The organism is Streptomyces sp. NPDC050161 (assembly GCF_044460025.1).
Lineage (GTDB): Bacteria > Actinomycetota > Actinomycetes > Streptomycetales > Streptomycetaceae > Streptomyces.
This window is the reverse complement of sequence record NZ_JBITJM010000001.1, coordinates 202,422-215,021: the sequence shown is the minus strand read 5'-3', so window position 1 is coordinate 215,021 and position 12,600 is coordinate 202,422. Positions and strand designations below refer to the sequence as shown.

The 12,600-nt window shown below is 72.4% G+C and carries 12 protein-coding genes; 6 read left to right on the top strand and 6 right to left on the bottom strand.

Annotation, left to right across the window (positions count from 1 at the left end):
* Window positions 1-203 precede the first annotated feature (203 nt).
* Together ACIBK8_RS00955 and ACIBK8_RS00950 are read left to right on the top strand one after the other, a co-directional pair.
* Window positions 204-2,501, top strand: coding sequence for a DEAD/DEAH box helicase (locus ACIBK8_RS00955; protein ID WP_399039379.1), 2,298 nt, complete (start codon window positions 204-206; stop codon window positions 2,499-2,501).
* A 153-nt stretch (window positions 2,502-2,654) separates the two neighbouring features.
* A complete protein-coding gene (locus tag ACIBK8_RS00950; RefSeq protein WP_399039377.1) occupies window positions 2,655-3,521 on the top strand; it encodes an alpha/beta fold hydrolase in 867 nt (288 codons plus the stop codon).
* A gap of 9 nt (window positions 3,522-3,530) precedes the next feature.
* Here the strand turns inward: ACIBK8_RS00950 and ACIBK8_RS00945 are convergent, their stop codons facing one another.
* Complete coding sequence (locus tag ACIBK8_RS00945; RefSeq protein WP_399039376.1) at window positions 3,531-4,457, bottom strand: NYN domain-containing protein; 927 nt, start codon at window positions 4,455-4,457, stop codon at window positions 3,531-3,533.
* Between the two features lie 203 nt (window positions 4,458-4,660).
* Here ACIBK8_RS00945 and ACIBK8_RS00940 point away from each other — a divergent pair, with 203 nt between their 5' ends.
* Window positions 4,661-4,813 (top strand): hypothetical protein, encoded by a 153-nt coding sequence (locus tag ACIBK8_RS00940; RefSeq protein WP_169795174.1) that lies wholly within the window; start codon window positions 4,661-4,663, stop codon window positions 4,811-4,813.
* Between the two features lie 87 nt (window positions 4,814-4,900).
* Here the strand turns inward: ACIBK8_RS00940 and ACIBK8_RS00935 are convergent, their stop codons facing one another.
* The 3 genes from ACIBK8_RS00935 to ACIBK8_RS00925 form a co-directional block, all read right to left on the bottom strand.
* Complete coding sequence (locus ACIBK8_RS00935; protein WP_393682716.1) at window positions 4,901-5,506, bottom strand: MarC family protein; 606 nt, start codon at window positions 5,504-5,506, stop codon at window positions 4,901-4,903.
* Window positions 5,507-5,633: 127 nt separating this feature from the next.
* The gene (locus ACIBK8_RS00930) at window positions 5,634-6,488 is read right to left on the bottom strand and encodes a PHP domain-containing protein (RefSeq protein ID WP_399039375.1); all 855 of its coding nucleotides are present in this window, start codon (window positions 6,486-6,488) and stop codon (window positions 5,634-5,636) included.
* Between the two features lie 153 nt (window positions 6,489-6,641).
* Window positions 6,642-7,280, bottom strand: a complete 639-nt coding sequence (locus ACIBK8_RS00925; protein WP_399039374.1) for a DUF6758 family protein — start codon at window positions 7,278-7,280, stop codon at window positions 6,642-6,644.
* A gap of 223 nt (window positions 7,281-7,503) precedes the next feature.
* Here ACIBK8_RS00925 and ACIBK8_RS00920 point away from each other — a divergent pair, with 223 nt between their 5' ends.
* Complete coding sequence (locus ACIBK8_RS00920) at window positions 7,504-8,760, top strand: MFS transporter (RefSeq protein WP_399039373.1); 1,257 nt, start codon at window positions 7,504-7,506, stop codon at window positions 8,758-8,760.
* A gap of 66 nt (window positions 8,761-8,826) precedes the next feature.
* Here ACIBK8_RS00920 and ACIBK8_RS00915 read toward each other — a convergent pair whose 3' ends face one another.
* Window positions 8,827-9,414 carry a suppressor of fused domain protein gene (locus ACIBK8_RS00915; RefSeq protein WP_399039372.1) on the bottom strand — a complete coding sequence of 196 codons (588 nt, stop codon included), beginning with the start codon at window positions 9,412-9,414 and terminating at the stop codon, window positions 8,827-8,829.
* 557 nt (window positions 9,415-9,971) lie between these two features.
* Between ACIBK8_RS00915 and ACIBK8_RS00910 the strand changes: the two genes are divergently transcribed.
* Both ACIBK8_RS00910 and ACIBK8_RS00905 read left to right on the top strand, forming a co-directional pair.
* Entirely contained in the window at window positions 9,972-11,084 is a 1,113-nt protein-coding gene (locus ACIBK8_RS00910; RefSeq protein ID WP_399039371.1) for a magnesium and cobalt transport protein CorA, read from the top strand.
* Between the two features lie 46 nt (window positions 11,085-11,130).
* Complete coding sequence (locus ACIBK8_RS00905; protein WP_399039370.1) at window positions 11,131-11,670, top strand: hypothetical protein; 540 nt, start codon at window positions 11,131-11,133, stop codon at window positions 11,668-11,670.
* Between the two features lie 12 nt (window positions 11,671-11,682).
* Here the strand turns inward: ACIBK8_RS00905 and ACIBK8_RS00900 are convergent, their stop codons facing one another.
* A complete protein-coding gene (locus tag ACIBK8_RS00900; protein ID WP_399039369.1) occupies window positions 11,683-12,465 on the bottom strand; it encodes a hypothetical protein in 783 nt (260 codons plus the stop codon).
* Window positions 12,466-12,600: the final 135 nt, after the last annotated feature.

Sequence of the window (12,600 nt, the reverse complement as noted above, 5' to 3'; positions counted from 1 at the left end):
GCATCCGGGGTACAGTGGTATTGGGCCCGCCGAGTATCGGTGGGTCGTTCCACGAATGCGGATGCCCGGTCGGTGGCCCGATCGGCTCCAAACCGACCGCCCTCCCCTGTGGCGCGTAGCGAGAAGACGTACGCGCAAGCAGGAGGGACACCGCTCGCGGCAGGAGTGCCTGAGCGTTGGCAGTGGTCCCGCGCCATCCGGCTGTGTCAGGCCGGTCCCGTACGAACCCGTACGACGGTGCGGTACGACCCCCTTCGCCGCCTCACGCCGCGTCTCACAGAAGAGGCAAGATTCTGTCTACGTTCCGAGACCTCGGGATTTTCCCCGAGACCGCCGAGGCCCTTGAAGCCGTCGGCATCGTTTCCCCCTTTCCCATTCAGGAGCTGACGCTCCCCGTCGCCCTCTCCGGCAGCGACGTCATCGGCCAGGCCAAGACCGGCACCGGCAAGACCCTGGGCTTCGGCCTGCCGCTCCTGGAGCGCGTCACGGTCCCGGCGGACGTCGAGGCCGGCCGGTCCAGGCCCGAGCAGCTGACCGAGGCGCCGCAGGCCCTCGTCGTCGTCCCCACCCGCGAGCTGTGCCAGCAGGTCACCAACGACCTGCTCACCGCCGGCAAGGTGCGCAACGTCCGGGTCCTGGCGATCTACGGCGGCCGTGCCTACGAGCCGCAGGTCGAGGCGCTGAAGAAGGGCGTCGACGTCGTCGTCGGCACCCCGGGCCGGCTGCTCGACCTCGCGGGCCAGAAGAAGCTCGACCTCTCGCAGGTCAAGAGCCTGGTCCTGGACGAGGCCGACGAAATGCTCGACCTCGGCTTCCTGCCGGACGTCGAGAAGATCATCCAGCTGCTGCCGGCGAAGCGGCAGACGATGCTGTTCTCCGCGACGATGCCGGGCCAGGTCATCTCGCTGGCCCGCCGCTACATGTCGCAGCCCACGCACATCCGCGCCACCGCGCCGGACGACGAGGGCCAGACCGTCGCCAACACCGAGCAGCACGTCTTCCGCGCGCACTCCATGGACAAGCCGGAGATGGTCGCCCGCATCCTCCAGGCCGACGGCCGTGGCCTGGCCATGGTCTTCTGCCGCACGAAGCGGACCGCGGCGGACATCGCCGACCAGCTCGCCCGGCGCGGCTTCGCGTCCGGCGCGGTGCACGGCGACCTCGGCCAGGGCGCCCGCGAGCAGGCGCTGCGCGCCTTCCGCAACGGCAAGGTCGACGTCCTGGTCTGCACCGACGTCGCCGCCCGCGGCATCGACGTCGAGGGCGTGACGCACGTCATCAACTACCAGTCCCCCGAGGACGAGAAGACCTACCTGCACCGCATCGGCCGCACCGGCCGCGCGGGCGCCAAGGGCACCGCGGTCACCCTCGTCGACTGGGACGACATCCCGCGCTGGAAGCTGATCAACAAGGCGCTCGACCTGCCGTTCGACGAGCCGGAGGAGACGTACTCCACCTCCCCGCACCTCTACGAGCAGTTGCACATTCCGGCGGGCACCAAGGGTGTCCTGCCGCGCGCCGAGCGCACCCGCGCCGGGCTCGCCGCCGAAGAGGTCGAGGACCTGGGCGAGACCGGGGGCCGCGGGCGCGGTGCCCGGGGGCCCGCGGCGGCGGTCGTCGAGGAGCGCCCGCAGCGGACCAGGACCCCGCGGCAGCGGCGGCGGACCCGTGGCGGCGCGTCGGTGGACGGCACGGCCGTTCCCGCGGCGCGGGCCGATGACGCGCTGGACGCGGCGGAGGGCTCGGCGCCCGCCGAAGGCACCGACGGGCCGCGCCAGCCGCGGCGCCGGCGTCGCACCAGGTCCGGCCAGGGGAACGCGGCGGCCCGCCCGGCCGCCAGGTCCGACGAGGCGCGGGACACCGCGGCCGGGACGGCGGAAGCGGACCGTGCCCTGGACGCTCCGGCCGATGACGCTCCGGCCGCCGAGGCCAAGCCGCGCCGTCGGCGTACCCGGGGCACCAAGGCGGCTGCCGACAGCGCGGTCGTGGCGGATGCCGTGACGGACGCGGCGCCCGCGGCGGATGCGGTGGCCGCGGTCGACACCGCGGAGACCGTGACCAAGCCGCGTCGGCGTACCCGGAGCACGGCCAAGGCCGCTGCGGAGCCGGCCACCGTGGCGGAGGCCGCGCCGGTCGCGCCGTCCGTGGCGGATGCCCCGGCGGACGAGGCCCCGGCCGTGAAGCCGAAGCGGGTCCGCAAGACCGCGGCGCCCAAGAAGACCGCGGCGGCGGACGCCCTGGACACCGCCGAGGGCGCGGACGCCGCTCCCGCCAAGCCGAAGCGGGTCCGCAAGACGGCCGCCGCGAAGGCCGCAGCGGACACCGCCCCGGCCGCCGATGCGGCCGAGGTCAAGCCGAAGCGGACGCGGAAGGCGGCCACCAAGGCCGTCGCGGCGGGCGCCGAAGCCGCCGCCGACGAGGCACCGGCCGCCAAGCCGAAGCGGGTCCGCAAGACCGCGGCGAAGAAGGCCGCGCCCGCCGAGGCCGCGCCGGAGAGCTGATCCGTTGCCGGTGGCCCGGTCCCTGCCCGAGTGGCGGGGGCCGGGCCATCGGCATGCCGGGGACGGGCGCCGCCCCGGCCGGCCGCCCGCCGGTGGAGTGCCTGCCGGGGGCGGGTGGCGGGTGTCCGGCTGCCGGGCGGATAGCCTCGGGGCATGAGCAGGCCCCCCACGTTGACGTTGCCCCGGTGCGCCGAGGCGTACCGACTCTCCACCCGGCGCGGGGAGTTCGCCGTGCACGAGGCCGGGCCGGACGGTGCACCCGTGGGGGTGGCGCTGCTGGTGCCCGGGTTCACCGGCAGCAAGGAGGACTTCATCGGGCTGCTCGCTCCGCTCGCCGCCGCCGGGTTCCGGGTGGTCGCCGTCGACGGGCGCGGGCAGCACGAGACCGGCGGGCCGCGCGCCGAACCGGCTTACGCGCAGGCCGAGTTGGCGCAGGACGTACTGGCGCAGGCGCGGGCCCTGGACGCGTCGCGCGGGGTGCATCTGCTGGGGCATTCGTTCGGCGGTCTGGTGAGCCGGGCCGCCGTGCTGGAGGATCCGTCGCTCTTCGGGTCGCTGACGGTGCTCAGCTCGGGGCCCGCCGCCATCGACGCGGCGCAGCAGGTCCGGGTGCAGATGCTCATCGACGCGCTCGGCAGCATGGCGATGGAGGAGGTCTGGCAGGCGATGCAGCTGCTGGACCCGCCGGAGGCGCCGGAGGCGCAGACCCCCGCGGAGATCGGCGCGTTCCTGCGCCGTCGATGGCTGAACACCGTCCCCGAGCAGCTGATCGCCACCGGGCGGCAGATGATCGAGGAGCCGGACCGGGTCGACGAGCTGGCCGGTGTTCCGCTGCCCAAGCACATCGTGTCCGGCGCGGTCGACTACGCCTGGCCGGTGCCGCTGATCGACAAGATGGCCGTCAGGCTGTCCGCGCGCCGTACGGTCATCGACGGCGCGGAGCACTCTCCCAACGCGCAGCGCCCGGAGCGGACCGCCGCCGCGCTGGCCGATTTCTGGCGCACGCTGCCCGAGGGGTGACCTGCGCGCTCAGCACTGCGGCTGTACGGACTCCCAGAAGCCGTCCCGCAGGGAGCGGCGCAGTCCTGAGTGGCCGCGCAGGGAGTGGTGCAGCAGGGCCTCGGCCGCGGTCAGGAGTTCCTGGTCGACGGCGGCGGGCAGGTAGGGGTGGTGCGGAAGGATCCCGGCGCCCCAGGCGTGGCCGCGTTCGGCGAGCCACTGGGCGGCGACCTGCGCGCCGATGAGGCGCACCTGATCGCGGGTGGGCACGGGACCGCCTTCGCCCGGCGCTTCGGACGGTTCCACGCCGGCCCGTCGGGTGACGTACGGCTTGCAGAATTCGCGGTCGAAGGTGCGCTGGCTGTCGACCTCCCACAGCAGGGGTTCGGCCTGGTTGCGGCCACCGGGGGCCTCGATGCCCCACAGGTGGACGCGGGCGCCGTAGCCCTGTGCGGCTTCGACGGCGGACACCAGGTCCTCGTCGCCGCCGATGAGGACGGCGTCGCTGATGGCGCGGTGCCTGGCGAGTGACTCCAGGTCGGTGCGGATGAGGGAGTCGACGCCCTTCTGCTGGTTGTTGGCGTTGAGGTTGCCGAGCCTGACCTTGACGTCCGGCAGTTCCGCGATGCGCTGCTGTTCGGCGGTGTGGATGCGGCGGCGGGCGCCGTCGTACCAGTAGACGCGGAGCAGCCTGCTGTCCGGGAAGATCGTCCGGGCCTTGTCGATGAAGGCTTCGATGATGCCCTCGGCGTCGAGTCCGAACGTCCTGCGGTCCTCGGTCCCGGTGACCAGCCGCCCGGCGGCGGCGTAGACGTAGCCGGCGTCGACGAACGCGGCGTGGGTGGACGGGGTCGTGGCGACCTCGGCGAGCACCCGGGTCAGCAGTTCGTTGGTGCGCGCGATACCGGCGGCGAGGACGGCGAGGTCTGAGGGGCCCGGGGGCTGGAGGTCGTTCATACCCGGCCCATTCTTCCGGCGGCCACTCGGCGGGGACAACCGCGCTCCCACCAGGCAATATTTAGACCGTCGAAAGTTTTCTTTAGCGTAGGGAATGTTTGCACCCTGCCATGACGTTCTTCCAGAGGAACGCCGGCCACCGTCGCCTGGCGTTCGCCATCCATCAGTTCTCCGCAGGAGGATCAGACGAAGGGAGAAGCCGTATGCGCTTCGAGATCATGCGCCTGGACGACGTCGACGGCAACGCCGTGGACAGCACCGTCGTGGACGCCGCCTCCGTCAACCGGATCGTGCAGCAGGCCGCCGCAATCGGCCAGCGCATCTACATCCGCCCGGCCGACACCGCCGCCCGGTAACGCCATGACCGCCGCCTGAGTCACACCGCGGCACGCACGGAACGCCCCCGTACGGACATGCCGTACGGGGGCGCTCATATGCCCTGGTCAGGAGCCCTGCACGACCTGGGTGACGCCGTTGATGATCTGCTGCACGGCCAGCGCGGAGAGCATCATGCCCGCCAGCCGCGTCACCAGCACCACTCCCCCGTCCTTGATGACGCGGATGATCACCAGCGAGAACCGCATCACCAGGTAGAGCACGACATGGATCGCGACGATCGCCGTCCAGACGGAGAACTGCGCGGTGAATCCGTGCGCGTGCTGCACCGCGAGGATCACCGACACGATCGCGCCGGGACCGGCCAGCAAGGGCATCCCGAGCGGCACCAGCGCGACGTTGACGTCCTTGGTCTGGGTCGGCTCCTCCGACTTCCCGGTGAGCAGATCCAGCGCGACGAGCAGCAGCAGCAACCCGCCCGCGATCATCAGTGCGGGGGTGGAGATGTGCAGGCGCCCCAGGATCTGGCGGCCGAAGATCCCGAAGACGGCGATGACACAGAAGGCGACGGTGGCCGCCTGCCAGGCCATCCGGCGCTGGACCTTGGCGGGGCGCCCTGAGGTCAGCGCAAGGAAGATCGGGGTGATCCCCGGGGGATCCATGATCACAAAAAGCGTGACAAAGAGGGTACTGAAGACAGCGACGTCGAACACGGTGATGAGTGGCCTTGCAGGAGGAGCGGAGCGGAGGGCAGGGCGGTCCCGTCACGGCAGCGCCAGGGCGCGGACGCACCGCGGTGTGCGGTACGCCGGACGGGGCCGCCGGGGTGGGCGGGCGGACTCAGCCGCCCGCGCCGGGTACGGGGAAGGCGCCGGTGGCCCGGCGCACGATCTCGCCGTAGATCTCGGGGTCGGTGGTGTACTCACCGAGCCGGCAGGTCTTGCGGCTGCCGTGGTAGTCGCTGGATCCGGTGGCCAGCAGCCCGAGGTCGGCGGCGAGGCCGCGCAGCCTGGCGCGGGTGGGACCGTCGTGGTCCATGTGGTCGACCTCGATGCCGTCGAGGCCGGCGGCGGCCAGTTCGGCTATGGCGCTCTCCGGCACGCAGGCACCGCGCTTGACGGCCTGCGGGTGCGCGAAGACGGTGACCCCGCCGGCGGCCTTGACCAGCCGCAGCGCGTCGAACGGGTCGAGTTCGTGCTTGTCGACGTAGGCCCGGCCGTCGTTGGCCAGCCACTGCGGGGTGAAGGCGTCGGACACCGTCGGGACGACACCCAGCTCGACCAGGGCGCTGGCGATGTGCGGCCGTCCGACGGCGCCGTCCCCGGCGATCGCGGCGACCCGTTCCCAGGTGACCGGCACCCCCAGCTCCTGGAGCTTGGCGACCATGCCCTGCGCGCGCGGCACCCGGTCGTCGCGGACCAGCTCCCGCTCACGGGCCAGCTCGGGCTCATCGGGGTCGAAGAGGTAGGCGAGCAGATGCAGGCTCACGCCGTCGATACGGCAGGAGAGTTCGGCTCCGGTGACCAGCGTCAGCCCGTCGGGCAGCGCCGCACGCGCCTCGGCGTGGCCGCCGACGGTGTCGTGGTCGGTCAGCGCGACGACGTCGAGGCCGCAGGCTGCGGCGTTGCGCACCAGCTCGGCGGGGGTGTCCGTGCCGTCGGACGCGGTGGAGTGGGTGTGCAGATCGATGCGCACGACGCTGACTCCCAACTGCGGTGGCGGTGACGGGTGGACCGGACGGCGCCCCCGCGGCGGCCGTGGCGCACCGTCAAGGGGGTCATCAGAAGGATACCGGCCGCCGGAGGCCCGCCCGCCGGACCGTCCGCGCGGGCGGCCTGGCACCCCGCGTCAGGACAGGATCCGCGGCGACAGCGCGCCGCACGGCAGCAGGTCCACCTCGGCGCCCGCCTCTCGCAGATCGGTGAGCACCAGGTGGTCGTACATGATCAGGCCGGTCGGCTCGGGCCAGACGATCGCCCACAGCCACAGCCCGCGCGCCTCGCCCGCGAAGACCGCGCGGTCGTCGGGTGCGCCCCCGACGTGCCACAGGGGCGTCGGCCGGCCGGCGGCCAGGACCTTGGTGTGCGGCGCGCGGTCCACCCGCATGCCGGGGCCGGGGTCGGGCCCCTCGATACCCGCGTAGTGGGCGCCGAGCCCGACCCCCGGCTCCTCGGCGACCAGCAGGAGTTCACCGGGCCCGCCCAGCGGCCCCGGCCCGGAACAGGCCACCGCGGTGGCCCGGCCGCCGCTGCGCTCGTCGCCCGCGCAGGCCACGCCGGTGAAGAGCCAGCCCACCGGGAGGGGCCAGGGCATCCACACGGGCACCTGCGCGCGGTGCACGACGACGCCGAGCGCCTCGACGCTCGGCGGGACGACCGGCTGGAGTGGCTGCACGGTGCCGTGCACGGCGCACTGCCAGGAGTCGGAGAAGAGACCGGGCGCCCGGACCCGGCCACCGCACTTCGGGCAACTGGGTTCGCCCCTCATAAGGACCAACGGTCCTCCGTACACGCCGCCGCGTCAAGGACGATCACCCGACCGGTGGGGCCGCGGAACGCGCACAACTGCCGGGCCCCCGTGGGGCGGTAGGTCACCCCGGCAGGTCAGGCACAACTAGTTGTAACTTGCATTCTTTAGGTCGGCTAACTTAATGTGTGTATACATCAACGATCTCGCGGATCGCGGAACCGGCAACGGAAGGGGCTGCGGCATGCAGAACAGCGGACACGGCAGAAGTGTCGACGACGACCCGTTCGACGAGGGCGCGGGCGGCCTGCTGCGCCAGCCGAAGGCGGTATGGGCCACGGCGGGCGCCTCGGTCGTGGCCTTCATGGGCATCGGACTCGTCGACCCGATCCTCCCCTCGATCGCCAAGGGCCTGAACGCCTCCAACAGCCAGGTCTCCCTCCTCTTCACCTCCTACTTCCTGATCACCGCCGTCGCGATGCTGGTCACCGGCTTCGTCTCCAGCCGGATCGGCGGGCGCAAGACGCTGCTGGCCGGCCTCGCGCTCGTGGTGGTCTTCGCCGCGCTCTCCGGCACGTCCTCGTCGGTCGGCGAACTCGTCGGCTTCCGCGCCGGCTGGGGCCTGGGCAACGCGCTCTTCGTCTCCACCGCGCTCGCGGTGATCGTCGGAGCGGCAGCCGGAGGCAGTGCGGCGGCGATCCTGCTCTACGAGTCCGCGCTCGGCCTCGGCATGGCCTGCGGGCCGCTGCTCGGCGCGATACTCGGCGACCTGAAGTGGCGCTACCCCTTCTTCGGCACCGCCGCCCTGATGGCCATCGGCTTCATCGCCATCACCGTCTTCCTCAAGGAACAGCCGAAGCCGGCCCGCAGGACCTCACTGCTCGACCCGCTCAAGGCGCTCGGGCACGGCGGTCTGGCCTCCGCCGCCGTCTCCGCGTTCTTCTACAACTACGCGTTCTTCACGGTGCTGGCCTTCACCCCGTTCGTGCTGAACATGTCGCCCTACAAGTCGGGCGGCGTCTTCTTCGCCTGGGGTGTGCTGCTGGCGGTCTTCTCGGTGATCGTGGCGCCCCGGCTCCAGCGCCGCTTCGGCTCGCTGAAGGTGCTCGGCGGCTCACTGCTGCTGCTCGCCGCCGACCTGCTCGTCCTGGGCTACGGCGACCACACCACCGCGATCGTCTGCACCGTCCTGTCCGGCGCCTTCATCGGCCTGAACAACACCGTCTTCACCGAACTGGCGCTGGGCGTGTCCGACGCACCGCGGCCGGTGGCCAGCGCGGGCTACAACTTCGTACGGTGGTTCGCCGCGGCAGCCGCGCCGTTCCTCGCGCCGAAGATCGAGGAGTGGACGGACCTCCACATGCCGTTCGTGGTCGCGGCGGTGGCCGCGGCGATCGGCGCCGTGATCGTCGCCGTCCGCCGCCGGGCGCTGACCGTCCGGGCCGGGGAGTTGGAGCCGCAGCACGCCACGGAGGACGGTGTCACGGTCTTCGCCGGCTGACCGCCGCGCGCTCCGCACGGCGCCGCGCCCGCCCTCTCCCGTGGAGGGCGGGCGCGGACGCGGCGGTCAGGCGTCGAGCGGCACGCCCTTGCGCAGCGGGTCGCGCAGGTCCGTGCCGTGCTGGAGCCAGCGGTCCTGCAACGCCTCGGCGCCGTGCACCCGCTTCCAGGCCGCCTCGTTGGGTGTCATCGGCAGCAGCGGCAGGAAACGGACCGGCTCCATGGGGGCGTCCAGATCCAGGTCTTCGACGAGGCCGCCGGACGCCGCGACCAGCACGGAGGTGAAGGCGGCGCCGGGCCACAGCGGCTCGCCGACGTCCAGGGAGGCGCCCGGCGCCACAACAAGCCCCTCGACCTGCGGGGACGCGGCGAGCACGGCGAGCGGCCTGAGCATCTTGTCGGTGTCGGCGAGCCCGGCGCGCACGGAGAGGACCAGTTCGGCCCGGGGCCCGGTGAGCGGGTCGGCGATCACCGCGGCCGGATCGGTCATCGGCTGACCTGACATCCCGAGCGTGGCGTAGCGCACCACCCCGCCGTCGATGAAGCGGAGGACCTCGATACGGTCGGTCCCGAGGAAGGTGACGGCGGCGCGTGCGTCCGGCTCGCCCAGGCTCGTGCGCAACCGGGCTTCGACCAGCTCAAGAACGTCAGACATGCCGCGAGCATAAAGCCGGCCCCGTGCCCGGCCGCCACCTGTCGGCGGGCGGCTGTGCGGCGTCCGGCACGTTCCGTATCGAACGGGCAAAAGGGTGCCGTGGGACCGCACGGCCCTTCGTATCGAACAGGCAAAGCGGCACTGCAGGACCACAGGCGGCTGATAGCCTTGCCGTCTGGTCAGGGAATGACGTCGTCCCCCAACGGGGACCGGCCGGAGGAGGTGGGGCTGCGGTGGATCCGAGTCGACCGTGCAGTACCGATAGTTCTCCTGTCATCCCTCTCGCGCAGCGAATCTTCTGAGCCGAAGGCTTCCGTACCCCGCCGCATTGCGGCGAAACCCGTGAAGTGCCTTTGCGCCGGATGGAGATGACGGAAGAGCGCCTTCGCCTCTTTGTTCCGTGTCTTCTGCGTTATCCGCGAACTGCCGTCAGCACCACCGCACGGAGCGCCGCCCGCTTTGCGGACGTACGGCCAACGACGCCTCGTACGCCCACGTTCCGGGCAGCGTTGCGCCCCGCGCCCGCTGCTGACGGCCGGCCCGTGAAGGAGCCAGCCATGTCGATGATCCGCGACCTGCGCGCCGCCGTCCGCCCCTCCCGCCGCCGCGACGGCGATCCGTACAGCTACGAGAAGTCCGCTCCCGCCTGCGTCAACAGCGCCATCGTCGACTGCGGCGTCTACCGCGAGGGCCGCCGGGTGCGCGCGCACCTCACCCCCGCCGAGGCGATGGCGAGCGTGCGGGAGGAGGGCGGCTTCGCCTGGATCGGCCTGCACGAGCCGTCCGAGTCCGAATTCGCCGGTATCGCCGCGGAGTTCGGGCTGCACCCGCTCGCCGTCGAGGACGCGGTCCACGCCCACCAGCGGCCCAAGCTGGAGCGCTACGACGACACGCTGTTCACCGTCTTCAAGACGGTGCACTACGTCGAGCACGCCGAACTGACCGCGACCAGCGAGGTCGTGGAGACCGGCGAGGTGATGTGCTTCACCGGCCGGGACTTCATCGTGACCGTCAGGCACGGCGGCCAGGGCTCGCTGCGCGCGCTGCGGCACCGCCTCCAGGACGACCCGGAGCTGCTGGCCAAGGGCCCGTCCGCGGTGCTGCACGCCATCGCCGACCAGGTCGTGGACGGCTACATCGCGGTGGCCGGCGCGGTCCAGGACGACATCGACGAGGTGGAGATCGACGTCTTCAGCTCGGGCACCAACGGCAAGGCGTCGGCCAAGGGCGGCGACGCCGGCCGGATCTACCAACTCAAGCGCGAGGTCCTGGAGTTCAAGCGCGCGGTGTCCCCGCTGCTGCGGCCGATGCAGCTGCTGAGCGAGCGCCCGATGCGGCTGGTCGACTCGGACATCCAGAAGTACTTCCGCGACGTCGCCGACCACCTGGCGCGCGTCAACGAACAGGTGCTCTCCTTCGACGACCTGCTGAACTCCATCCTCCAGGCCAACCTCGCGCAGGCGACCGTCGCGCAGAACGAGGACATGCGCAAGATCACGTCGTGGGCCGCGATCTTCGCCGTGCCGACGATGATCGCCGGGATCTACGGCATGAACTTCAAGTACATGCCCGAACTCAACTGGAAGTACGGCTACCCGGCGGTGCTGCTGCTGACGGTCACCATCTGCTTCGGCATCCACCGGGGCTTCAAGCGCAACGGCTGGCTGTAGGGGCCGTCCCGGAGGCCGTCCCGCGCCGCCCATTAGGCTGAGCGGCATGACTCAGGACGTGCCGCAGGCCCTGCAGGATCGGGCGCTCATCGAAGAGGCCACCAAGAAGTCCGGCCTGATCTGGGTGCGGGGCACGGCCGGTCCCGCGCGGGCGCTGTGGCACCTGTGGGTGGACGGCGCGGCCTGCCTCGTCGGCGACGGACCCGACGAACAGCCGCTGGCCGACCTCGGGCTCACTGACGGCGGCACCGCGACGGTCACCGTACGCAGCAAGGACAAGGGCGGCCGGCTGGCCGCCTGGACGGCCCGGGTCGTCGAGCCCGAGCCGCGGAGCGAGGCGTGGCAGACCGCCGTCGACGAGCTGAAGGGCAAGCGGCTCAACGCGCCGGACGCGGAGACGATCACGGAGCGCTGGGCCCGCGAGTGCCGGGTGCTGCGCCTGGAGCCCACCGGGGAGACGGCGCAGCGGCCCGGCGCCATGCCGGACGGCGCGCACGCCGCGCCGCCACTGCCGAGCCCCGCGATCACCCGCAGGCCGGTCCCCGCCGGACTGCCGAAGCTGCTGCGCCGCGGGCGCAAGGGCTGAGCCGGGCGGGCCTCAGCCCTTGCCCGACACCTGCTTTCCGTAGTCGACGACCTGGCTCTTGTCCGGGGCCTTGAGGTCCACGGCCTTGTCCCAGTCGGCGAGCGTGACGGTGCCCGCGTCGCCGGCCCGCTGGAGCCGCAGCGGATACGGCGTGCCCTCCAGGGAGACGTCGAGGGTGCCGCCCGAACCCGCGCCCGCGGTGAGGCGGACGGTGCGGACGCCGTCGACGGTGTTGCGGCCACCGGTGGCGAGCTTGCCGTGCAGACCGAGCACGCTGCCGAGCAGGACGTCCTTGTCGGTGAAGCCGCTGAAGCGCTTGTAGACGGGGTCGGCGGCGGGCACCTTGACGTATTTGCCGCCGAGCTTCTCGGCGGCGGACGCGTCGTGGCCCGAGCCCGAGCCGTCCTTCTCGCCGGCCCAGAAGGCGGCGTCCGCCTTGAGGTAGAGCGCGTCGTCGACCCGCAGGAGGCCGAAAGCCGACTGCTTGGTGGTGAGCCGGCCCTTGGCGCCGTTCGCGGCAAGACGCATGTCGAGCTTGTACGTACCGCCCTGGCTGACGACGCTGCCGGAGAGCCGGACGGTACGGGCCTGCGCGGCGGCGGCCCGCGCCTTGGACTCGATCTTCGCGGCGGGCAGCTTGCCGACGCCGTTGGTACCGGCGTCCGGATCCCCCTCGGAGCAGCCGGCCAGCGCCGCGGCGAGGCCCGCGCACGCCGCCCCCACGGCGAGCACCCGTCCCGCGCGACGGGGTACGGCCAGGGTTCGGGGGCTGGTCCCCGAGGGGATTGCACTCACGTCGGCTCTGCCTCCTGATACGGGTGACCTCGACAGCAGTCGGCAGCGTACCCGGATCGCGCGCCCCGCTCGGCGCCCCGTCGGCGGACGCCATACGGGCGTCCCCGCCGGGGCGCGGGAGAGCCGGGCGGGTTA

What these genes read in the sequence shown, in the direction of transcription:
- ACIBK8_RS00950 (WP_399039377.1), top strand. Translation starts at nt 2,655, where the DNA reads ATGAGCAGGCCCCCCACGTTGACGTTGCCCCGGTGCGCCGAGGCGTAC.
- ACIBK8_RS00945 (WP_399039376.1), bottom strand. Translation starts at nt 4,457, where the DNA reads ATGAACGACCTCCAGCCCCCGGGCCCCTCAGACCTCGCCGTCCTCGCC.
- ACIBK8_RS00940 (WP_169795174.1), top strand. Translation starts at nt 4,661, where the DNA reads ATGCGCTTCGAGATCATGCGCCTGGACGACGTCGACGGCAACGCCGTG.
- ACIBK8_RS00925 (WP_399039374.1), bottom strand. Translation starts at nt 7,280, where the DNA reads ATGAGGGGCGAACCCAGTTGCCCGAAGTGCGGTGGCCGGGTCCGGGCG.
- ACIBK8_RS00920 (WP_399039373.1), top strand. Translation starts at nt 7,504, where the DNA reads ATGCAGAACAGCGGACACGGCAGAAGTGTCGACGACGACCCGTTCGAC.
- ACIBK8_RS00915 (WP_399039372.1), bottom strand. Translation starts at nt 9,414, where the DNA reads ATGTCTGACGTTCTTGAGCTGGTCGAAGCCCGGTTGCGCACGAGCCTG.
- ACIBK8_RS00910 (WP_399039371.1), top strand. Translation starts at nt 9,972, where the DNA reads ATGTCGATGATCCGCGACCTGCGCGCCGCCGTCCGCCCCTCCCGCCGC.
- ACIBK8_RS00905 (WP_399039370.1), top strand. Translation starts at nt 11,131, where the DNA reads ATGACTCAGGACGTGCCGCAGGCCCTGCAGGATCGGGCGCTCATCGAA.